This window comes from Candidatus Sulfurimonas marisnigri, from assembly GCF_015265475.1.
GTDB lineage: Bacteria > Campylobacterota > Campylobacteria > Campylobacterales > Sulfurimonadaceae > Sulfurimonas > Sulfurimonas marisnigri.
Genome location: NZ_CP054493.1, coordinates 1,399,670 through 1,421,650 on the forward strand (window position 1 = coordinate 1,399,670; position 21,981 = coordinate 1,421,650).

A 21,981-nucleotide genomic window follows, 5' to 3' on the forward strand; every position below is an offset into this window, starting at 1 on the left:
ATTAATCTCCGATCTCTAAATTCATAGGTAATTTAGTTAAATTTTTAGGTTTTACCAACCAGAAATTTCTTACCTCTATTCTAAAGTTATCAAGTAACTCTTTTGCTTTTTTACTACCAGTTTCTACTACGTAGTCTTTTAATAATTTTTTCAAGTAGTGTCTAGCCTCATCGCCATCATCTGTATCAATTCGAATAGACTCAACTAACTCACGGTTTACATTCTCAACAAAGCTATGACCTTCATCATAAACAAAAGAAATACCACCAGTCATACCAGCACCAAAATTTATTCCAGTACGGCCAAGAATAACAACTATACCACCTGTCATATATTCACAAGCATTGTCACCTGTACCTTCAACTATAGAGATTGCACCAGAGTTACGAACAGCAAACCTCTCACCTACACAGCCAGATATATAAAGTTTACCGCCTGTAGCACCATATAGACAAGTATTACCGCCAGCACTAAAATTTTCACCCTCGTTCTTAGAGGTAATAATAATCTTGCCACCATGCATACCTTTACCAATATAGTCATTTGCTACACCATTCAAGTAAATAGATACTCCTGGAATTAAAAATGCACCCAAGGCTTGTCCTGCAATACCATTTAAATTAATTTCGATAGTATCAGTTTTAAGTCCTGTATCACCATAATATTGAGCTATTTCACCACTGATGAGTGCACCAAAACTTCTATGCACATTAGTAATGTCTCTATTTATTCTAATAGGATGTTCTGGATGTTTAATAGCACTCATAGCCTCTTTTAAAACATCTTTTTCAAAAGCATTGTCATCAAAGGGGTGATTAAATTTTTGCTGATGAGTATCAACACCATCTTCATGATGAAGAACAGAACTAAAGTCAAACTTTTGCGCAAAAGGGTCTTTAACAACCTTTAGTAAATCAACACGACCAACCATCTCCTCCATAGTAGAAAAACCTAAAGTTGCCATAATAGATCTAATATCTTCAGCCATATGAGTAAAATAGTTTATAATTTGATCAACGTGTCCTTTGAAAAATTCTTCTCTAAGCTTTTCATTTTGTGTTGCAATACCAACAGAACACTTATTTACATGGCAAATTCTCAACATCTTACAACCAACAATAGTAAGGACTCCTGTACCAAATGCGTAAGATTCAGCACCTAAAAGTGCAGCCTTTACAACGTCCAATCCAGTTTTTAAACCACCATCAGCTTGAACTTCGACTAATCCTCTAAGGTTATTAGCTTTAAGAGCATTATGTGCTTCTGATAGACCTAATTCCCATGGGTTACCCGCAAACTTAATAGAAGTAAGTGGGGCAGCACCTGTACCGCCATCTCCACCAGAAATAATAATTTTATCAGCGTATGCTTTTGCAACACCAGCCGCAATTGTACCGACACCGATAGTTGAAACCAGCTTAACAGCTACTCTAGCTTTTGGATTAACCTGTTTAATATCAAAAATAAGTTGTGCTAAATCTTCAATAGAGTAAATATCGTGGTGTGGAGGTGGTGAAATGAGTGTAACACCTGGAACTGTATGACGAAGTTTACCAATAAGCGCAGAGACTTTGTGACCTGGGAGTTGACCACCTTCACCTGGTTTTGCGCCCTGAGCAACTTTAATTTGTATCTCTTCAGCTGAACGGAGATAAGCTGGCGTTACACCAAATCTACCAGATGCAACTTGTTTAATTTTAGAATTTCTCTCAGTACCAAAACGAGCTACATCTTCTCCGCCCTCACCAGAGTTTGACTGAGCACCTAGTCTATTCATTGCTATAGCTATTGTCTCATGTGCTTCTGGTGAGATAGAACCAAGGCTCATAGCTGCTGATGCAAATCTTTTAAATATTTCTTCTTTAGGTTCAACTTCAGATATATCAATAGATTTTCTATCAGATTTCAGCTCAAAGAAATCACGTATAAACTTCAGACCGCGTTTGTTTACTAAATCTCTTAATTTATCATAATCTTTCTTCTTGCCACTCTGGGCAACTGCATGTATAGCATGAATAACAGCAGGACCAAAGTCGTGGTGCTCTTGTCCATTATAAAACTTATAAAATCCACCAATATTAAGCGGGAAAATCTTATTGAAACCACTCTCTTCAAAAGCATCTTTATGGTACTTTGTAAGTCTTTCATCTATATCACTATAACTTAAGCCATGTAGTACTGAATTTGAACTCTCAAAACACTCTCCAACAATCTCTCTACTAAGTCCAATAACATCAAATAGTCCAGCATTACGGTAAGATGCAATAGTTGCTATACCCATTTTTGACATAATTTTAAGAAGTCCACCATTAAGAGCACTGTGAACTGATTTTAGAGCTTCACAACACTCTATTTTAACAACATTAGATTTTTTCACATGCGCTGCTGTCGTTGAAAATAGAAGATTTGGATATATAGCACTAGCTCCATAGCCAATAAGCACTGCTGCACCATGAGAATCAATTACTTCTCCTGTAACTGCAATCATAGAGACAAGATAACGAACACCAGCTTTTAGCAGTGCCAAATTAAGACGACCTATGACCATAGCCATAGGAATAATTTTATTTGACTTATTAAAATCATGATCATCTAAAATAATTATTCTAGAACCATCATTTTTAACTGATTCAACTACATTTATAACCAATAAGTCCAGTGCTGCTTTCAATTCACTACTATAAGCTGTTGAGAATGTTTTGTTGTGATAAAAAGCTTGGTAACTAGGTGATTTTTTATCTCCAAATGATTTTAATACATCTAATTTTTCACTAGTAATAATTGGGGAGATAGCTTTGAGTCTATGTGCATGAGTTGGAATCTCATCTAAAATATTATGAACTTCACCAAAACCAGTGTTTAAACTCATAACAACTTTTTCACGAATAGGGTCAATAGGCGGGTTTGTTACTTGAGCGAATTTTTGTTTAAAATAGTCTGTAAAATTTCTCTGCTTATTCGAAAAAGCTGCTAAAGGAGTGTCATCGCCCATAGATCCTACTGGCTCTTTAGCTTCACTAATCATTGGTTCAACAATTTGTTCTATTACTTCTTGAGTAATATTAAAATATCTTTGTCTATTTATTAGATCCTCGTCTTCAAAATCACACTGAGACATATACTGCTCTTCAACATGTTCTTGCAGATAAATCATATGCTCATTTAACCACTTCATGTACGGATTTGAGCTTTTTAAATAATTGTCAATTTCATCACTTTTAAGAATTTTTCCAAACTTTAAATCAAGTCCTAGCATCTCACCAGATTGTAATCTGCCGCGCTCTTTAATCTCATCCTCTGCAATATCAACTACACCATATTCACTAGCAATAAGAAGATTATCATCTTTTGTAACTATATACTTTGATGGGCGAAGACCATTTCTATCTAAAACACATCCAATGTAGCGACCATCAGTTACCGAAAATGCTGCAGGACCATCCCACGCTTCAAATACTGTTGAGTGATATTCATAGAATGCACGAAGCTCTGGATCCATATGTGGTGAATTTTGCCAAGCACTTGGAATAACTGCGCGAACTGCTTTAAAAAAGTCCATACCGTTTACGATTAAAAATTCAAAGAAATTATCAGCACTTGCGCTATCTGAAGAGTTCAACTGAAGAATTGGTAAAATTCTTTTTATCTCTTCATCTGTAAAAACTTCACTTTTAATTGATTCTGATTTTATCTCAACATTTATACGATTTCCCTCCACAGAGTTAATCTCTCCATTGTGAGCAACAGCACGAAATGGTTGCGCAAGTCTCCATTCAGGAAGTGTATTTGTTGAAAACCTTTGGTGGAAGAGAGAAAAAGATATTTTAAAGTTCTCATTTTGTAAATCTTTGTAAAATTCTTTAATATGAGTAGGCATAACTAGCCCTTTATATGAAAGAACTGTTGAACTCATCGATGCTATGTAAAAATTTCTATCATCTACTAATTTATGTTCACACTCTTTACGAGAAAGATATAAAAGTGCATCAAATCTATTTGTTGCCATAATAGAATTTGGAGTAATAAATAGTTGAATGATATTTGGTAATGATTCTAAAGCTTGTTTACCTAGTGCATTTGTGTCAACAGGTACCTCACGTCTAAATACAACTTTTAAATCATTGTTAATACAAATTGATTCGATTATGTCTAGATGAGCCAACTCTTTTGTAAAAACAGATGCTACTGCGAATTGCTTTGGCAATTCAATACCATTTATAGATGCCTCATTACGAAGAAAATCTTCTGGTAAAGAGAGAAGTAATCCACTACCGTCACCTGTTTTCCCATCAGCTGCAACTGCACCACGATGCATCATTCTCTCCAACGCTGTTACAGCGTCGTTTAAAACTTTATGAGAAGCTTTATTCTTAATGTTGGCTACAAGCCCAAAACCACAATTATCTTTGAATGATCTTAACAAATCATGATATTCAACCATATTCACTCCTAAATTTTACAATTTATGCAAATTTTTTCAAATTTTAATCTCTTTTTAATATAACTTAGTCTATTTAGAGATAGGTCTTGTATTGTACTATTTAAAGGTTTAAGAAAGTATAATATCAGTAATATTTTTTTAATAAATTTCAATTATGTAGGGAAAAGAAGCAAATATGCAAGGTTTCATTTTAAATCTTAATAAAGTTAAAGATGAAGATTTGATAGTTACAATACTATCAAGAGATAGCTTAGATACTCTTTATAGATTCTATGGAGCAAGACATGGAGTTATAAATCTTGGTTTTAAAATTGACTACGAAAAAGACAGCTCTGCAAAATCAACTATTTCAAGATTGAAAGATGTGATCCATATAGGTTTTAAATGGTTAAATGATTATAAATTATTAAGAGTTTGGCAAGATTTTTTGGCACTTTTTTACAAACACCTAAAAGATGCAGAAGATATTGATGAATTTTATTTTAATTTGATAGAGAATGCTTCACAAAATTGGAATAAACAAAACCCAAAAAGGGTAGCAATAGAATCTTATATAAAAATGCTAGAGTATGAGGGAAGACTACATGTAGAGCTTGAGTGCTTTTTGTGTTCGCTACCTATAAAAGATGATATATCGCTTATACGTGCATTTCTACCAACTCACAAAGGTTGCTCTCATACCTTAAGCATAAAAGAAGCAGCATTCAATGAGTTGTTTCAAAACAAGTCTACTCTATTTCTAAACGATAAAGAAGTAAATAGACTTTGGCATGTTTTACTTGAAGGACTTTAGATATTTATAACAATTCAGCAGTATCAATAGCATTCATCACTTTATTATAATTAGGATGCATTCCAATATCTGGCACAATTTCTTGATACATAATCTTGCCATCTTTATCTATTACAAAAATTGCACGAATCAACAAGCCTTTTAACTCACCGTCTGTAATAACAACACCATATTTTTCACCAACTTCTCTATGAGCAAAATCTGAAGAAACATCAATATTTTTTATGCCACGTCCTTCACAAAAACGGTCATCTGCAAAAGGAAGGTCCATCGAAACAACAGTCATATCAACATTTGGATAATTCTTAATCTCATCATCAAACCTCTTTGATTCCAAAGAGCATACAGGTGTATCGATTGATGGAACTGTTGCTATCACTTGTACTCTGCCACTTTTACCGCCTATCGTTTTAATAGACATATCCGTCTTTACAACACGTGCTATTGGTGCATCTTGACCAATTACTGGAAAGTTTCCTTTAAACTTTAATAGCTTTCCTTCACTTTTAACGACTACGCTAGAAGCAATTAAAAGTGTAGTTGCTAGAATTAGTAGTAATACTGTGACTTTTTTCATTAGATTGTACCTTTTATTTTAAATATAAAAATGTTTTGAACTAGGACTTTTTAGCAACCAAAGAAGCAATCTTAACTCTTTCACCCTTTAAGTTTGTGTCAATTCTCTCTTCATAGTAGATTATATCCATCCCAATAAAAGAGTGTAAAAGTTCATTTTTTCTCAAAAGATAGTCTAAGTTTGTAGTTGGTAAATTAAAGTCACCGTGAGCCACTATAAATGTCTCAAATACAACCACTCCTCCTGTCTTTAATGCATCTTTCATTTGAGAGACTAAGCGACGATTTAAATAGTTTATATTGACAATTAAATCATACTTATTTGGTGTTATGTTATATTTATCTAAATCAGTGTCAAGCTTGTTTATTGTAGAGCTGTTTTTAACACGATCCAGCGCATAGTCTGAAATATCAATAGCATCAACATAAAAACCCAAATCAGCTAAATAATGAGTGTTTCTACCTGTGCCGCATGCCACATCAAGAGCTTCCCCAATCTTTACATGTTCTATATATTTTTCAAGTAAAGGAGAAACTGCTTGAGGCATAGGGTTTTCTAAATATCTATCATTCCATCTTTTTTTATCTTCTAACATGTGAGGCCTTTTATTTGTTATGTTTTAAATATTGTAGCAGATTATTATTAGAAAGTGGTTTTGAGAAGTAATAACCTTGAAAAATATCACACATGTGATTTTTCAACACCGCTACCTGTTCCTCTGTTTCAACTCCCTCCGCAAGAGTTTTCATATTGAAATTTTTTCCTATGTTAATAATACTTTGAACCAAAGCTTTTTGTCCTGTATCATATAATATTTCATCAATAAAACTTTTGTCTATTTTAAGTTCATTTATTGGTAATTTTTTCAAAATACTAAGCGATGAATATCCTGTACCAAAATCATCTAATGATATTTCTATTCCATTCTCCCTTATAGCAAGTAAAAGTGGTAAAACTTCATCTAAATCCTCTATAGACAGGCTCTCTGTAATCTCTAAAGTCAACATAGATTTATCAAATTTTTCATTTTCTATCAACTGTAGAATATGTTCTAAAAAATCAGCTTCCATAAGTTGAACTACAGAGATATTTATTGACAAATTAAACATTATATTTAATTCAGATTGAATTTTTTTGATATCTCTTAATGAAGTAGTTATAATAAACTCTCCAAGCCCTCTCATAAGTCCTGTCTCTTCAGCAACCACAATAAATTTATCAGGCCCGACAAAACCAAGCTTTTCATTTTCCCATCTTGCCAATGCTTCTACTCCATGAATGGAACCATCTACATTTATTTGTGGCTGATAAGCCATCCAAAGTTCATTTTTTTCTATTGCCGAACGAAGCTCTTGTTCAATATCAGCTTTTAAAATATTATTATGACGCATTTTTTCTGAGAAAAAGCAGTATGAATTTTTTCTTTTTTTAGCCTCATACATTGCTGTGTCAGCCAAACTCAATAACTCTTCAATAGTTTGTGCATCTTTAGGATATACAGAAATTCCAATACTAAGACCTACTCTAAATTCTTTATTGTCAATATGATATGTTTTAGATATTTCATTGATTAATTCTAAAAATTTGCTATCTAATATTTTTTCATTTTTACACTTTTTTAAAATAATAAACTCATCCCCGCCTTGACGTACAATCATCTCACCTTCAGTAAAATAAGATCGAAGTCTATTTGCCACTTCTACTAAAATATCATCGCCAATCATATGACCCAACTTATCATTTATATTTTTAAAATTATCCAAATCAATAAATAGCACATAATATCCATTTGTAGTATAACGGCTCCATCTATTAATATTTTTATACATGTAACTTCTGTTTGGCAATAGAGTCAATGTATCATGTAGTGTCTGAAAAACCAATGCATCATTTTTTCTTTTTTCTGATGTAGCAATGTTCTTAAAAAGTAAATAAAACACAATAAAGCTAAAAATAAAAATTAGTGAATAGACTATTAAAACCGACAAGAATTCACTATATATTTCATTAGATCTATTTTTTACTAAACACCACAATCTATATTTTTTGTTATATGTCAAACCAATAATAGCTTCCTTTTCCATCATATCTTTTATTTTGAAAACAATTATTTGGTTTGTATTTCTCAAGTCATCTATTGAAAGATTATACTTTTTTTCAATGCTTTTAATTGATGAGTTAATGATTTTTTTTGAAATAACTCTACTATATAGAAACTCATCATCTACAGTGTTTTTACTGCTGTCATACAGCTTATAAAAACCTTTTGTATCAACAGAATCTTTGATAATCATTACAGATTTATTTTTTGCTGATGTTAAATTACTTAAAAAATTGTATTCACTGTTATGATCCATCGCAGCGTTTATCACACCTATAATATTTCCATTTGTATCTCTTATCGCTTTTCTTAATGGAATAACCCACTTACTAAGAGATTTCATAAACATAGCTCTGCCAACTACTATACTATCACTATACAGTACTTCTTTAAAAGAATCTTTTGTTGTTTCATTTTTTAATAAATTTGCATTTTTTGGCAACTTAATATTTGTACTTGTCAAAAGAATATTACCTTCAATATCCGCTAATCCAAATCCTAGTAATAGTGAGTCTTTTATCAATAAACTATCTAATATCTTTTTACTATCTTCTACATTTTTATAAGCACTATTTTTCAGAAGTTGATTGCCTAAAGTATTTAACAGCATCTCTTCTTGAGTGAAAATTGAGTTTGTAGCTTGAGCTATAATTTCTGTATAGTATTTATACGATAGTAGGCGTCTATCCTCAATTTCATAATATCTGAAATATAAGAGTAACGAGTAAAAGGAAAAGGCAACAATAAATATAAAGTAAAATATTATCCATACATTTTTTTTAAAAATCATAGTTGGATTATATCAAAATAATTTTGTGACAATATCTATTTATGAAAGTCTATTTTTATATTCTTCATAACCAAACTCTTTTGTTACATGTAGGGTATTATCTTCTTTCAATATTACCAATGATGGAAGTTTTATTCCATTAAAAGTAGTGTTTTTTACAAAGGTATAGTGGATTTGGTCTTCAAATATTATTTTATCTCCAACTTTTAATGGTTCATCAAAAGAGTAATCACCCATAATATCACCAGCTAAGCAAGTGTTGCCACCAAGTCTATAATTATATTTTTTTTCACCGGCTTCACCGCTTCCTCTTACATCTGCACGATAAGGCATAGCTAATGTGTCAGGCATATGTGCTTCTGCTGAAGTATCAAGTATCGCTATATCTATACCATTGTGGACTATATCTAAAACTGTACTGACCAATACTCCTGTCTCCCATCCAACAGCTTCGCCCGGTTCTAAATACACTTCTACATCATACTTTGCTTTAAACTCTTTTATAATTCTAATTAATTTCTCAATATCATAACCTTTTTTGGTTATATGGTGTCCACCGCCAAAATTTATATATTTTAAACCTTTAAAATATTTTGAAAAGTTTTCTTTAAAAGCTACTAAAACCTCTTCTAGAGCATCAACATTTTGCTCACATAGTGCATGAAAATTTAAGCCATCTATATACTCTAAAACACCCTCATCAAAGTTTGCTAGAGTTGTCCCTAAACGGCTATAAGTTCCGCATGGATTGTAAATATCTTTTGGAGATGATGATACTTCCGGATTTATTCTAAGAGATATACTCACATATGGATTTATATTTTTAACTCTATTGCAATATCTAAACAGTTGTTTTGGTGAGTTAAAAACAATATGGTCTGAAATTCTTGCAATCTCATCTATATCCTCATCTTTAAAGGCTGGAGAGTATGTATGAACTTCTTTCGTTTTGTCATCTTTGGCAAACTCTTCTCTGGCTAGAAGTGCTTCATGAAGTCCGCTTGCTGTACAGCCTTTAAGGTATTGTTTTACCAAAGGGAATGTACTCCACATAGCAAAACCCTTAAGTGCTAAAATAATTTTAGCACCGCTTTGTTTTTGTACATAATCAAGTAATTCAAGGTTATTTCTTAAAAGTTTTTCTTCACATATATAACATGGTGTTTTTATGGATGAGTCGTAAAATATCATATCTATCTCATTTATAATTTTAGTGGATATATTTCATTATTTTTCTCAATTTCATATATACAGTACAACTCTAGTTCTTTATTAAGTTTAACTGATGTCTGTATACCTTTACTTCTGCAATAATCTCTAACTACAAGCAACTCTTGATTGTCATGAAATGTTAACTTTAATATATCTGCACCTTCATAACCTTTATAGGTATGTATATTTTTAACCTCATAGTCCATAGATTTTTCAATAATTTCACGCATATTATCATTATACATATTTACATCCTTTAATACATTAGCTCTATGTTCTAACTAAACTTCCAACTCTTTTGCAGCAACATATGACTCTTTTACTCTATACGCTATTTCTTCAAAGTCGGAGACATCCATTCCCATCTTTTTTACGATTTCTGAAGCTTTTTTAATAGACTTATCTGATAAGATTTCTTTCACATTTATGGCAGTTTTAATAACTTTTAGTACATTTTCATACTCTTTCATTTTAAAATCACCATCTTGTTCAAAATCTATTCCTTTTAAAATATCTATATATAAAGGTTCTAAGTTCCAATGTTCAAATAGTAAAGCACTTACATAAAAGGATGTAGTTTCAAACAGTTCTTTCTCATACTCTTCAATATCTTCACACTGATATAGGCCACTTAAATACTCCTGCAGATAATCACTGTATTTAATTTCTTGTTCTAAGATTAATTTTCCTGTTTCCATCATTAAGACCAATGGAGCCAAAAATTGAGCATCTCGTATATTTATTCTAGAGTACCATCTAAGTATTAAATTTCTCTGTAAATGACACATTTCATTAAAAGAAGAACCTGATAAACCATAAATTCCAGTATCTGACCTTAGATGTTCATTAATTGCATACTTAAGAACTACCCCGTAAATAGTATTTATTCCAAACAGTGCTACAGCCTGTGAAATAGAAGATATTTTGTAAGATAATCCATAATGTGGGACATTTATCATCTTTAATATATTTGCTGTTAAAATAGCGTCTGATTCTATAGTTTTTACAAGCTCTCTCGTATTTACATTATATGCACCATTTGCAAACAGCCTTTGAATTGAAATAGCAACATCAGAAAGCGGTGGAAGTGATTCGATGCTAGCTACTAAATTCTTAAATGTCATACTAAGCTTCTAACTCTTCAACTTTCCAAGGAAGACCTTGAGTATTCATCTCAACCATAAATGGATCTGGGTCTAATTGTTCAATATTAAACACTCCTTGTCCACTCCATATGCCTTTTAACATAAGTTTAGCCCCTATCATAGCAGGAACACCTGTTGTATATGAAACACCTTGGGAGTTTGTCTCTTTGTAGCACTCTTCATGGTCTTTTACTTGATAGATATAGATTTTTTTCTTAACTCCATCTTTTATGCCCTCAGCGACGATACCTATATTTGTCTTACCTTTAGTTCTTGGTCCCAAAGATGCAGGGTCTGGCAAAAGAGTCTTTAAAAATTCCATAGGAACTATCTTCTGTCCCTTATGTTCAACCTCTTTAATGCCCAACATTCCGACATTTTCTAAACACTTCATATGTGTTAAATAACTTTGACCAAAAGTCATAAAAAATCGTATTCTCTTAAGACCCTTAATGTGTTTAACAAGTGACTCCAACTCTTCATGATAAAGTAGATATGAATCTTTTGGTCCAACTTCCGGATAGTCCCAAACCATTTTAATCTCCATAGGTTCTGTCTCTATCCACTCCCCATTTTCCCAATAACGACCTTTTGAGCTAACTTCTCTAAGATTTATCTCCGGGTTGAAGTTTGTAGCAAATGCATAGCCGTGATCACCAGCGTTACAGTCTAAAATATCTATAGTATGGATCTCATCGAAGTAGTGTTTTTGAGCATAGGCACAAAACATATTTGTAGCACCTGGGTCAAATCCGCTTCCAAGCAAGCCCATAATACCGGCCTCTTTAAATTTTTCGTCTCTTTCCCACTGAAGTTTATACTCAAACTTTGCCTCATCAGGGTGTTCATAGTTTGCTGTATCCAAATAAGGTGTCTTAGTAGCAATACATGCATCCATAATGGTTAAATCTTGGTACGGAAGAGCTACATTTATAACAATATCAGCTCTACATGTAGAGATAAGTTTTACTAACTCTTCAACACTGTCTGCATCAACTTGAGCAACTTCAATATTTGCATCTGGTAGTTCATTTTTTATATCTTCACATTTAGAAAGAGTTCTGCTAGCAAGTACAATTTTGCCAAATACATCACTGTTTTGTACACATTTGTGCACAACTACACGGCTAACTCCGCCTGCTCCAACAATAAGTGTTGTTTTCATTACTTATATCCCTTTAACTTAATAATTTTATTTCTAAGCTCATCTGCTTTAATTTCATCTGAGATAGGCTTTCCAAAGTGAACAGTTATTTCTCTTTTTTTGAAAAAACTTTTTTTTGTTTTGCCCTTGTGTCTTGAAAATATACTTCCAAAAACACCGTCTATATAAAAAGGCACTATATCTGCACCATCTCTCTCAATAAATTCATAGCCTCTGTAAAATTTTGAAACATCAGAATTCCTAGATATTTCACCTTCTGGAAATATTGCTATTATTTTACCATTTTTTAGTCTATTTGAAGCCTCAAAAAAAGAATTTTTAGATGCTTTTGATGAAAGTGGTATTAAGTCGGCTTTTTTAAATATAGCGTTAAAATAGTTCCAGTTATAAATATCTTTATCTATCATATAATTTATTCTTCGCTCTATTGGAAGTTGAACAATAAACCAATCTACCCAGCTTACATGATTTCCCAAAAGAAGCACACCTTTATCTTTTGGAATATTTTCCAATCCTACATATTTATAACTGTGACGACTCTTTAACATTAGTTCAAAAACAACCCAAAACAGCATTACAAAATATCGTCTAAAAAGCATTACACTCAGAAAAAGACCAACAATAGCCATAATATAAAAAAGTATCTTTGCATTAGCACCAAAGTATGCAAATAGTGTTGTAATTATTAAAAATATAAACATAAAAATAGTTTGTATAAAATTATTTCCGGCGAGTATAGTGCCCAGATGTACATTAGGTGATAAATACTGAATTTTTGCATTGAGAGGAACCATCAAGAGTCCAGAAAAAAGACCAAAAAGCATAAACTCAATCGCTAAAAATATAACCGAAGTTGTAAATGGAATTGACAGTACCACAATTGTGACTCCAACAGCACTAAGAGCCGACAGCCCTGTATTTATATAATATTTTGAAAAGTTTGCGGCCAGTATTGAACCAAACACTATCCCAAACACTGCCAATGACATAATGCCTTGAACAACCAACGCATTAGTGATGCCAAGCGCACTCTTTGCGTACTCACCGAAAATTGCTAAGATAACTTGAGAGATAGACCAAAAGAGACCAAGAGCTATAATGTTGTCAAATATCTCTTTTTTTCTTTTTATCATCATTATATTTTTCTTTAAATATGCACCAAATATATATCTCTTAAATCTAAACGCTCTTAAACTTTTTTCTGCCATTTTATTTGGCAGTTTAGAAGCTAAATACCATTCAATAACTGAACCCAAAACTAAGAGCCACCCTAGAGGTGCTATTACTTTTAAAATCTCCTCTTTTGTGTAAGCAACATCGCCAATCATACCTTCAAAGAGTGCGGTGTAAAAAATAATGCCTATCAGTATTGCTGATGTAGTTATGGCTTGAACCGCCCCATTTCCAGCACTTATAAACTTTAGGCCGACCAGCTCTTTTATATACCCATATTTGGCAGGTCCATATATTGCACTTTGTAGAGCCAATAAAAAAGTCAAAGCGAATGCAGCTAAAAACCACCCTTGGTAGTACGAGTAGGTAATCAAAAGTGTTATAAAAACGGCAGAGATTGAAGCGTATTTCATGATTAAATTTTTAGGAAACTTATCTGCCAAAAAACCTGCTGGTGAAAACATTAAGATAAAAGGAAGGAGCATAAGTGAATTTACTATTGCTGTTAAGACTATCTGAGTGCTTCCGTCATAAACTTTAAAGACAGTATTTTGAACTATTATTTTATGTCCTAAATCTGTAAAAGCATTTAAAAATATAACTAAAAGATAGTTTACAACACCTGCAATTCTAAACATATCTCTCATTCTATCTAGCTTTGAGTCTCAACTAAGGTTGTACTCCAAAGTTCGTACTCTCCATGTTCTTCTTTTATAAACTCCAATAATGGAGCTATCACCTCTCTTAGGTCATCTTCATTTAGAGTATGCTCTTTTGTTAATGCCACTCCATACTCAAGTTCATCACTGCTAATATCATCTTTAAAAGTAAATCCGCATGTCAAAGCTTTTTTAATAAATCTCTCTTTTTGTGTAAAAGTATCAAATGAAGCATAATGTTCTACCTCTCTGGAGATAGATTTATCATCACCCTCCTCTTGCATAAGAGAGATTATATGCTGACTCTGCATTAAACATAATTCTAAATCAGTTGGAAAAATATTAAAATCAAAGAACTGCCAATCTTTATCTCGTGCAGCATTACTCTCATATATGTAGCCTGTCGGTTTTAATATTTCTGTCACGACAGAATCCAATTTCTTTGAATCAGATGCATAAAAATAGACCTCACTCCACTCACCAACTATTCTGTTTCCAACATAATATGCTCTGTTTTCAAGCTCCAATGCAATAATAAGAGACTCTTTAGTCTCAAAAAATGAATCAAGTTCATCATTAATTGCGTCAAACTTTATAAAAACACTAAATATCCAAGGACAATCCTCTTTATGCTCTTTGGCATCCAAATATACTTCTATATGAACAACTTCATTATCTTCTAATCTACTAAATGTTTCTCTCATATTTCACTTCATTTATTTTTTATTTATTATAACAAACTTAGACATAAAATATAGAATTAACTCTTATCGATAACAATTATCATTTTAATATTCATTTAAGAATATTTAATATATAATTCTTCTACAACAATAAATTAAGACAACATTTGTTTTAATCATTAAAAAGGAAAATTATGAAATTATTAAATAACAAACTAGGATTAAGTGTAGCAACAACACTTTTACTATCAACTTCGGCATTTGCAGATACAGCTTCAGATATAGCAGAACTTAGAAAAGAGATAGCAGATCTTAAAGAGCTTTCAAGAACTTTGGTTGATGAGACAAGTGATCTTAAAACTGGTTTTAACTATACTAAAGTAGATTCTACTAAATCATACAGCGGTATGGGTGCAGCAGCTTCTAAAGTATACTACTCTAAATCTCCACTAAGTATAGGTGGTTATGGTGAAATGTATTACGCTCATACTTCAAATGAAGGTGCTACTAATTCCGATGTTATTGATGTTTATAGATTTATTCCATATATTGGTTATAAATTTAGTGACAACATCATCTTAAATGTCGAGTTAGAATTCGAACATGGTGGTGGCGGAGACAATGCATCTGGGGATGGTTATGTTATTGTTGAGTTTATGTACCTTGATTTTCTTTTCAACGAAAACATAAACGCAAGAGTTGGTAATATGTTAATGCCAATGGGTCTAATCAATGAGAGACATGAACCAACATTATTTACTACTGTTCAAAGACCGAACACATCTAAGAGGCTAATTCCATCTACATGGCATGAAAATGGTGTTATGGCTTATGGAAATATAACTGATAGTTTGTCATATAAAGTTGGTGCATTTTCAGCTCTAGATTTAACTTCTGGAGCAGGAGAAGGTGATGACTGGATGAGAAAAAGTCGTATTGGCTCATATAGAAATCAAAATAGATTAGGATTGGCTGGTGTTGCAAGAATAGACTATACTGGAATTAACGGTCTTTTAATAGGTGCATCAACATATATGGATTCAGATTTAACAATGATTGATACACATGTTGATTATAATCTTGATGCTCTTCGAATTTATGGTGTTTTAACTCAAACAAGCCGTTCTAGTACTCCAATTGGTGAGCCTAAAAAAGCAAAAGGTGGCTTTTTAAATGTTGGTTATGATTTACTGTCATTTACTACATCTAAAAATAAAATGCCTGTTTTTATTCAGTATGAGAGTGTAGATGCTCAAGATGAAGTAGTTCTTCCTGCAACATCTTCTGATTCAACTGAAACTATGAATACAACAACAGTAGGCATTAATTACTTTCCACATGAACAAGTTGTACTTAAAGCTGATTATGCGATGCAAACACAAAATGGATCATCGGATAAAGATGTCTTTAGTCTTTCTATGGGTTTCATTTTCTAAAAAGTTTTATTATCCTTTTGTGGCGCTCCTTTTCTCTCCTGTTTTGGAGCGCTATACAAATCTTTACTAAAATTATTGACAAAAAAACTATTATTCTATACAATCAGCAAAAAATTAAAGAGACCCACCTATGAAAAAAATTATTATATTAGCTTTTCTACTTTTATCAATACAACTAAGTGCTCAAATGCTTATTTCGCCTTATGATGCAATGAAAGCTGCTTATGGTGAAACAAGTGAAATAAGTAAAAAAAACATTGTATTAAAAAACACTCAAGCTAAAAAAATCTCTCAAGATGCAAAAGTTAAACTTTATAGCAAAATCACTAGAGTTTTTACAGCTAAAAAAGAGAATGAGCTACTAGGACATGGCATCTTAATAAGCAGAACTATGAGAACAAAAACCGTAGTAGTTTTATATATAATCACTAAAGATTCTGTTTTAAAAAGTAGTGAAATAATCGCTTTTAATGAACCAATGGAGTATCTTCCTTCAAAAACTTGGCTTGAGCAGTTTGAAAATCTATCTACTGATAAAAGACTTAGAGTCTCTAAAGATATCCCTACCATTACTGGTGCTACACTGACTGCTAGAGGTTTAGTGGATGGTTCAAGAGTCGCCTTTGCTTTTTATGAAGAGATTATAAAAGGTAAATAATGAAATTTACACTTATCAACAATATAGAAAAAGATAGTGCTATGAGTCTTATATTAAAAGGCTTTTTGATTTTTATATTTTTATATTTAATAGCAGATGTTTTAGTTATGAAATCAAGTTTTGGCATATCTATTGAAACAATTAATACAACACTTTTTGGTAACGAAGAAACATACGCAGACCCCTTAACAGAGTCTGCTTTTTTAGAGTTTTGGCATACACAAATATTTTTTATAATGATGGTTTTACTGACACTTAACGCTATATTTATTAGAGTTGCAAAAAGAAGTAGAGTTATTTTAACGAATATGCTTATGATTAGCGCAATAAGCTCTCTAATCTCATTAGCTCTAGCTTTTTACATGTCAAATATATTTGTAAATATATATTTATTCACTTTTTCAACTTGGCACGCAGTAGCTGTTTATATGATTTTCTACTCATTTTGGAAACTAAATGCAAAAAGTATATAAACTCTCCATACTTTACTATCTACTCTTTTCACTGCTTCTTATTGCAAGTTCTGTTATGTTGTTCGAGCAAAAAATAGGTTTTAGTTTTAACAATGTTTTAGATTATTACCTTGGCAATGAAGATAAGTTTATTCCTGCTAAAAACAGTGGTGCAATTTTAAAAACAATATTGCCGCATATCTTTGTATTTGGACTGATTACTATGGTTCTTACACACTTTTTAGTTTTTACAAGACTTCGCTACAAAAAGAGTACATTAATTCTAATTTATCTAACTTTTATAACTTCTTTTTTAGAGATGGCTACTCCATTTTTAATAGTTAACGGGTTTGAGTTTTTTGCTTACGTAAAGATACTATCTTTTTTTCTTTTCTTAGCGCTTATTCTATATATATCTTGGCTAATTTTTCACAGCATTGTTTACGAGTAGATTTTTTGTAAACTTAGATATATTTTCACTTATTATAATCTTCTTATCACACTGCATAACTATATAACCTACACCAAGAGAGTTTAAAAACTCATACCCTTTCTTAGTCGGCATTACGCTAGCAGCTGTAGCATAAGCGTCTAAATCAGCACTAGGCATACTTCCAATCAATGTTATAGATATAAACTTAGTTTGTGGTGCTTTTAGCTTTGGATTTATTAGGTGATTATTCTTAGTAGTTCCAACATATCTGTTATAGTTTCCGCTTGTTGTTATCCCCAAATCATTTTTACTTGTCTCAAATGATAGCAAATGACCTTCGCTAAATGGGTCTTGCACATGTAGCATACATGTAGAGAGACATCTTATATCTCCGCTAGCGCGAATAGTTGCATTTACAACGTCCTTATTTCTAAAATACTCTGCCACTTTATCAACAGCAAAACCTTTGCCCATTCCACCCAAATCAACCTGCATACCATATTCCATACAGGCTTTTTCTTTTTCTACATGTAGCCCTTGTATTTTAACTATTGCACCACTTAACTCTTTGCTTGTCGGCACTCTTTGTTCTTCTCCAAATTTGTAAAGTTTTTTAGTAACTGAACCAATTGTAATATCAAAATAGCCATCTGTCCGTTTATAATATCTTTGGCTTAGTGTGAGTGCTTCGTAGCTATACTTATCTAAACCTATTTTGAATAAATTTTTATTAAGTTGATAAATTATAGAATTTGGATTATATGAAGATATAGAATTGTCAACATCTTTTATGATATTAAAGGCATCTTCAATGTAGTTTTTATTTTCTTCTTCTACTGAGACAGTTACAAATGTTGACATAATTATTTGAGTGCGAGAGATTGTTTTAGCCTCTAAAGAGAGCACTAAAACAAAGAAAAGTAAAACTATTTTAGACATAAGCTATATATCAATTACCTCATTTACCTCTAATCCAAAACCGCCCAAACCTACAAACTCTGCCTGTTTTAGAGATGTAAGCAAGTTCATTTTAGAAATCCCTAAAGATTTTAAAATCTGAGCACCAGTTCCTATCTCTTTCATAGCAGCATTATCTTGATGATTTGTTTTATTTATAAATACTAGAACTCCACTGTTTAGTTTTAAATACTCTATAGAAGACACAAGATTATTATATTTTTTTTGATTCAAAAGAAGTTCTATATCTGGTACAACATTGTGAACTCTAACATTTGCAACAGCTCCGGCATTGTGAAATACAATAGCAGTATGTTCTACTTTATCGTGGTCTGTAAAAGTATGTTGCTTAACTTTAGTGCCAAAAAATTCCATTTCTTGAACATTAGTCTCATTAACAAGTCTCTCATTTGCTAAGCGATATTCAACAATATCAGATATGAAAACAGTTTTAAGATTATGCTTTTCACCAAAGATATCCAAATCATCACGTCTAGCCATCGTTCCATCTTCTTTAATGATTTCACATATAACAGAAGACTCACTAAGTCCCGCTAAACGGCATAAATCTACAGAACCCTCTGTATGACCTGTTCTTACTAGTGTACCACCATCTTTGGCGATAAGAGGGAAAATATGACCGGGCTTAACTAAATCATCAGCATGACTAATTGGATTTGCTAAAATCTTAATAGTATCATCTCTCTCAGAAGCAGATATACCGGTTAAAGCATTTTTTGCATCAACTGACACAGTAAAAGCTGTCTCATATGAAGATGTATTTGAACTTATCATTGGATTAAGCTCAAGTCTAGTAGCAATAGTCTTACTAAGAGCAACGCATATAAGTCCTCTCGCATGTGTTGCCATAAAGTTTACATGTGCAGGGGTTGAAAAAGCCGAGGCATAAACTAAATCACCCTCATTCTCTCTATCTTCATCATCACACATGATGACCATTTTACCCTTTTTAATCTCGTCAATTGCTTCTAGTACTCTTTGTATAGGTGTCATATATTTTCTCTTTGTGTGAATTAAATAATTTTTTTATTATATATAAAACTTATTTAAAAAGAGTTCAACTGCAACTATGAAACTTACTTTATTGGGAATATTCAAATTTAAGCCTATAACACTTGACAAATAGAAGTAAAAAACCTATAATTCCGCTCCATTAAACGCACTAGTTGCTTTTAATACGTGTCGCGGAATAGAGCAGTTCGGTAGCTCGTCGGGCTCATAACCCGAAGGTCGCAAGTTCAAATCTTGCTTCCGCAACCAATTTTATAATACAAATGATGGGGATTCGCCAAGTGGTAAGGCACTAGCTTTTGGTGCTAGCATTCACAGGTTCGAATCCTGTATCCCCATCCACAACTTTCAATGTCGCGGAATAGAGCAGTTCGGTAGCTCGTCGGGCTCATAACCCGAAGGTCACAGGTTCAAATCCTGTTTCCGCAACCAATCAAACACACTTTAAATCCCACGAACAAGTAATTTTATATATTAAGATCTAACTCAAACGATTTGTAATGAATCTTACTACTAAAAATACTAACATGCTAAATCCTATAATAACTGCTGCCAATGGTGCACTGTAACTAAGCCCATAACTATTGAACCTGTCAAATATAAGCACTGGTGTTGTCATTGGATGATAAACTAAGATAACTATTGCACCAAACTCTCCAAGGCCTCTACTCCACATCATTAAAGCACCATTTATTATGTCTTTTTTTGCATTAGGTATTGTAATTCTAAAAAATACATTAATAGGAGAAGCCCCTAATGTTCTTGCTGTTTTTTCAAGTTTGACATCTACTTTTCTAAATCCATCTTTTGCGCTATTTATTAAAAATGGAGCCGATAAGAACATCATAGCTATCATAATTCCGTACTCAGTGCCTATAAACTCTATTCCAAAAAATTTAAAAAACTCACCTATTTCAGTATCTCCAAAAGTTGTAAGAAGAGCTATACCTGCAGCAGTGTGAGGTATCATAACTGGAATATCTATTAATGACTCAACTAAACTTTTTCCAAAAAAATCATATCTTGCTATTACATAAGCAAGTGGCAAACCTGTAAAAAGTACAAAAACCATTGCCCACGCAGATACTTTCATAGTAAGGATAATAGAATCAATTGCTTCACCATCTTTTATAGTCTCTAGTAGCTTTTCACTTCCCACACCAATAAATATTTTAATGATAGGAATGCTTAGAAAAAACACTATAATAAGCGCTAAGACTATTAATGTAATGTTAAATAAATTGCTTTTGTTTATTGCTTTCACTGTACTTCCTTTTTTAATAATCTATATAAAACTAATATCTTTTTTATCAAACCCTATTTGGATTGTCTTTGTTCTATCTGTATAACACCCTTCATAGTCTCTTTTTAAAATTTTTATAAAAAACTGATGTTGCTTAACTTTTACAAAAAGTTTGTAATGGTCAACTATCCCCATACATTCATCAACTACTCCCTCAAAAATATAATCAGCTTGAATATCATCATCTTTAGATACTTTAATAACATTTGGATCCACAGAATAAACCTTTGTAGAAGATTCATATCCAAGCATTGTTGCCGGAAAAATATTTTTAAAACCTAAAAATTTTGCTACTTCTATATTTGCAGGGTGATTTAAAACATCTTTTGCAGCACCCACTTGTTTAATCTCTCCATCCATAATAATTGCTATTTTATCAGCCAAGTAAGAAGCCTCTCTAAAGTTATGCGTTACATGTATAGTAATAACGTTATATCTTCTATGAATGTCTTTTAAACTCTTCATAATCGCATTTCTAAATGTTGGGTCAATTGCACTTAATGGCTCGTCCAAAAGTAAAATTTTAGGTCTTGAAAATATAGCTCTTGCTATCGCTACACGTTGCTTCTCCCCACCACTTAAGTCTTGAGTATCACGCTCAAGCAAAGTTTCTAATTTTAAAAATTCAACTATATCTTTAAACAGTTCATCTGATTTTTCTATCTTTTTATATCTAGATGAGAACCTAATATTCTCTTGAACATTCAGATTTGGAAATAGTGCAAAGTCCTGATATACAAAACCGATATCTCTCTTTTCTGTTGCTACCAAAGAGATCTCTTTACCTTTATAAATTATATTTCCACTACATGTATTTAATCCGGCAATGGTCTCTAGTAACATAGTCTTTCCACTTCCGCTTTGACCAAGAAGAACAAAATACTCATTATTTTGTATATCTAGGTTTATGTCTTTAAGTGAAAAGTCACCTCTATTGCTTGATAGATTTTGTATTTTTAAATTATCCATTT

The 21,981-nt window shown here is 32.2% G+C and carries 19 protein-coding genes and 3 tRNA genes; 8 read left to right on the forward strand and 14 right to left on the reverse strand.

The features are described from left to right. Position 1: 1 nt before the first annotated feature. Complete coding sequence (gene gltB, locus HUE87_RS07055; protein WP_194365507.1) at positions 2–4,441, reverse strand: glutamate synthase large subunit; 4,440 nt, start codon at positions 4,439–4,441, stop codon at positions 2–4. A 175-nt stretch (positions 4,442–4,616) separates the two neighbouring features. Between gltB and recO the strand changes: the two genes are divergently transcribed. Further along, positions 4,617–5,234 carry a recombination protein RecO gene (recO, locus tag HUE87_RS07060; protein WP_194365508.1) on the forward strand — a complete coding sequence of 206 codons (618 nt, stop codon included), beginning with the start codon at positions 4,617–4,619 and terminating at the stop codon, positions 5,232–5,234. Positions 5,235–5,238: 4 nt separating this feature from the next. Here the strand turns inward: recO and tpx are convergent, their stop codons facing one another. From tpx to HUE87_RS07105, 9 genes are read right to left on the reverse strand one after another with little or no spacing between them, the layout of a single operon-like run. Beyond that, complete coding sequence (tpx, locus tag HUE87_RS07065) at positions 5,239–5,811, reverse strand: thiol peroxidase (RefSeq protein ID WP_194365509.1); 573 nt, start codon at positions 5,809–5,811, stop codon at positions 5,239–5,241. Between the two features lie 40 nt (positions 5,812–5,851). Next, complete coding sequence (locus HUE87_RS07070; RefSeq protein ID WP_194365510.1) at positions 5,852–6,406, reverse strand: class I SAM-dependent methyltransferase; 555 nt, start codon at positions 6,404–6,406, stop codon at positions 5,852–5,854. Between the two features lie 10 nt (positions 6,407–6,416). Then, positions 6,417–8,702, reverse strand: a complete 2,286-nt coding sequence (locus tag HUE87_RS07075) for a bifunctional diguanylate cyclase/phosphodiesterase (RefSeq protein WP_194365511.1) — start codon at positions 8,700–8,702, stop codon at positions 6,417–6,419. Positions 8,703–8,741: 39 nt separating this feature from the next. Then, positions 8,742–9,893 (reverse strand): carboxynorspermidine decarboxylase, encoded by a 1,152-nt coding sequence (nspC, locus tag HUE87_RS07080; RefSeq protein ID WP_194365512.1) that lies wholly within the window; start codon positions 9,891–9,893, stop codon positions 8,742–8,744. An 11-nt stretch (positions 9,894–9,904) separates the two neighbouring features. Beyond that, the gene (locus tag HUE87_RS07085) at positions 9,905–10,159 is read right to left on the reverse strand and encodes a hypothetical protein (RefSeq protein WP_194365513.1); all 255 of its coding nucleotides are present in this window, start codon (positions 10,157–10,159) and stop codon (positions 9,905–9,907) included. Between the two features lie 36 nt (positions 10,160–10,195). Beyond that, positions 10,196–11,038: an HDOD domain-containing protein gene (locus tag HUE87_RS07090; protein ID WP_194365514.1), complete on the reverse strand. Its 843-nt coding sequence runs from the start codon at positions 11,036–11,038 to the stop codon at positions 10,196–10,198. Position 11,039: 1 nt separating this feature from the next. Further along, complete coding sequence (locus HUE87_RS07095) at positions 11,040–12,224, reverse strand: saccharopine dehydrogenase family protein (protein ID WP_194365515.1); 1,185 nt, start codon at positions 12,222–12,224, stop codon at positions 11,040–11,042. Then, positions 12,224–14,035, reverse strand: a complete 1,812-nt coding sequence (locus HUE87_RS07100) for an MFS transporter (RefSeq protein WP_194365516.1) — start codon at positions 14,033–14,035, stop codon at positions 12,224–12,226. Before HUE87_RS07100 ends, HUE87_RS07095 begins: the two co-directional genes overlap by 1 nt. Positions 14,036–14,049: 14 nt before the next feature. Then, positions 14,050–14,760: a DUF695 domain-containing protein gene (locus tag HUE87_RS07105; protein ID WP_194365517.1), complete on the reverse strand. Its 711-nt coding sequence runs from the start codon at positions 14,758–14,760 to the stop codon at positions 14,050–14,052. A 173-nt stretch (positions 14,761–14,933) separates the two neighbouring features. Here HUE87_RS07105 and HUE87_RS07110 point away from each other — a divergent pair, with 173 nt between their 5' ends. The 4 genes from HUE87_RS07110 (at position 14,934) to HUE87_RS07125 (ending at position 17,736) form a co-directional block, all read left to right on the forward strand. Then, on the forward strand, positions 14,934–16,175 hold the full coding sequence (locus HUE87_RS07110; protein ID WP_194365518.1) for a porin: 1,242 nt from the start codon (positions 14,934–14,936) through the stop codon (positions 16,173–16,175). Between the two features lie 130 nt (positions 16,176–16,305). After that, positions 16,306–16,833 (forward strand): FMN-binding protein, encoded by a 528-nt coding sequence (locus tag HUE87_RS07115; RefSeq protein WP_194365519.1) that lies wholly within the window; start codon positions 16,306–16,308, stop codon positions 16,831–16,833. Then, on the forward strand, positions 16,833–17,306 hold the full coding sequence (locus HUE87_RS07120; RefSeq protein ID WP_229855076.1) for a hypothetical protein: 474 nt from the start codon (positions 16,833–16,835) through the stop codon (positions 17,304–17,306). The genes HUE87_RS07115 and HUE87_RS07120 overlap by 1 nt, the downstream gene beginning before the upstream one ends. Beyond that, a complete protein-coding gene (locus HUE87_RS07125; RefSeq protein ID WP_194365520.1) occupies positions 17,290–17,736 on the forward strand; it encodes a hypothetical protein in 447 nt (148 codons plus the stop codon). Before HUE87_RS07120 ends, HUE87_RS07125 begins: the two co-directional genes overlap by 17 nt. On the opposite strand, the gene HUE87_RS07130 is transcribed toward HUE87_RS07125, so the two are convergent. Together HUE87_RS07130 and HUE87_RS07135 are read right to left on the reverse strand one after the other, a co-directional pair. After that, the gene (locus tag HUE87_RS07130; RefSeq protein WP_229855077.1) at positions 17,707–18,657 is read right to left on the reverse strand and encodes an FAD:protein FMN transferase; all 951 of its coding nucleotides are present in this window, start codon (positions 18,655–18,657) and stop codon (positions 17,707–17,709) included. The genes HUE87_RS07125 and HUE87_RS07130 overlap by 30 nt on opposite strands. A gap of 3 nt (positions 18,658–18,660) precedes the next feature. Beyond that, the gene (locus tag HUE87_RS07135; RefSeq protein WP_194365521.1) at positions 18,661–19,689 is read right to left on the reverse strand and encodes a bifunctional 3,4-dihydroxy-2-butanone 4-phosphate synthase/GTP cyclohydrolase II; all 1,029 of its coding nucleotides are present in this window, start codon (positions 19,687–19,689) and stop codon (positions 18,661–18,663) included. A gap of 190 nt (positions 19,690–19,879) precedes the next feature. Between HUE87_RS07135 and HUE87_RS07140 the strand changes: the two genes are divergently transcribed. The 3 genes from HUE87_RS07140 (at position 19,880) to HUE87_RS07150 (ending at position 20,139) form a co-directional block, all read left to right on the forward strand. Beyond that, positions 19,880–19,956 (forward strand) — tRNA-Met (locus tag HUE87_RS07140). An 18-nt stretch (positions 19,957–19,974) separates the two neighbouring features. Then, a tRNA-Gln gene (locus HUE87_RS07145) sits at positions 19,975–20,049 on the forward strand. A gap of 13 nt (positions 20,050–20,062) precedes the next feature. Further along, positions 20,063–20,139: transfer RNA gene (locus HUE87_RS07150), tRNA-Met, on the forward strand. A 49-nt stretch (positions 20,140–20,188) separates the two neighbouring features. Here HUE87_RS07150 and HUE87_RS07155 read toward each other — a convergent pair. After that, positions 20,189–20,971, reverse strand: coding sequence for an ABC transporter permease (locus tag HUE87_RS07155; RefSeq protein WP_194365522.1), 783 nt, complete (start codon positions 20,969–20,971; stop codon positions 20,189–20,191). Positions 20,972–20,992: 21 nt separating this feature from the next. Further along, positions 20,993–21,979 carry an ATP-binding cassette domain-containing protein gene (locus HUE87_RS07160; protein WP_194365523.1) on the reverse strand — a complete coding sequence of 329 codons (987 nt, stop codon included), beginning with the start codon at positions 21,977–21,979 and terminating at the stop codon, positions 20,993–20,995. Positions 21,980–21,981 lie beyond the last annotated feature (2 nt).

What these genes read in the sequence shown, in the direction of transcription:
- gltB (WP_194365507.1), bottom strand. Translation starts at nt 4,441, where the DNA reads ATGGTTGAATATCATGATTTGTTAAGATCATTCAAAGATAATTGTGGT.
- recO (WP_194365508.1), top strand. Translation starts at nt 4,617, where the DNA reads ATGCAAGGTTTCATTTTAAATCTTAATAAAGTTAAAGATGAAGATTTG.
- tpx (WP_194365509.1), bottom strand. Translation starts at nt 5,811, where the DNA reads ATGAAAAAAGTCACAGTATTACTACTAATTCTAGCAACTACACTTTTA.
- HUE87_RS07070 (WP_194365510.1), bottom strand. Translation starts at nt 6,406, where the DNA reads ATGTTAGAAGATAAAAAAAGATGGAATGATAGATATTTAGAAAACCCT.
- HUE87_RS07075 (WP_194365511.1), bottom strand. Translation starts at nt 8,702, where the DNA reads ATGATTTTTAAAAAAAATGTATGGATAATATTTTACTTTATATTTATT.
- nspC (WP_194365512.1), bottom strand. Translation starts at nt 9,893, where the DNA reads ATGATATTTTACGACTCATCCATAAAAACACCATGTTATATATGTGAA.
- HUE87_RS07085 (WP_194365513.1), bottom strand. Translation starts at nt 10,159, where the DNA reads ATGTATAATGATAATATGCGTGAAATTATTGAAAAATCTATGGACTAT.
- HUE87_RS07090 (WP_194365514.1), bottom strand. Translation starts at nt 11,038, where the DNA reads ATGACATTTAAGAATTTAGTAGCTAGCATCGAATCACTTCCACCGCTT.
- HUE87_RS07095 (WP_194365515.1), bottom strand. Translation starts at nt 12,224, where the DNA reads ATGAAAACAACACTTATTGTTGGAGCAGGCGGAGTTAGCCGTGTAGTT.
- HUE87_RS07100 (WP_194365516.1), bottom strand. Translation starts at nt 14,035, where the DNA reads ATGTTTAGAATTGCAGGTGTTGTAAACTATCTTTTAGTTATATTTTTA.
- HUE87_RS07105 (WP_194365517.1), bottom strand. Translation starts at nt 14,760, where the DNA reads ATGAGAGAAACATTTAGTAGATTAGAAGATAATGAAGTTGTTCATATA.
- HUE87_RS07110 (WP_194365518.1), top strand. Translation starts at nt 14,934, where the DNA reads ATGAAATTATTAAATAACAAACTAGGATTAAGTGTAGCAACAACACTT.
- HUE87_RS07115 (WP_194365519.1), top strand. Translation starts at nt 16,306, where the DNA reads ATGAAAAAAATTATTATATTAGCTTTTCTACTTTTATCAATACAACTA.
- HUE87_RS07120 (WP_229855076.1), top strand. Translation starts at nt 16,833, where the DNA reads ATGAAATTTACACTTATCAACAATATAGAAAAAGATAGTGCTATGAGT.
- HUE87_RS07125 (WP_194365520.1), top strand. Translation starts at nt 17,290, where the DNA reads ATGCAAAAAGTATATAAACTCTCCATACTTTACTATCTACTCTTTTCA.
- HUE87_RS07130 (WP_229855077.1), bottom strand. Translation starts at nt 18,657, where the DNA reads ATGTCTAAAATAGTTTTACTTTTCTTTGTTTTAGTGCTCTCTTTAGAG.
- HUE87_RS07135 (WP_194365521.1), bottom strand. Translation starts at nt 19,689, where the DNA reads ATGACACCTATACAAAGAGTACTAGAAGCAATTGACGAGATTAAAAAG.
- HUE87_RS07160 (WP_194365523.1), bottom strand. Translation starts at nt 21,979, where the DNA reads ATGGATAATTTAAAAATACAAAATCTATCAAGCAATAGAGGTGACTTT.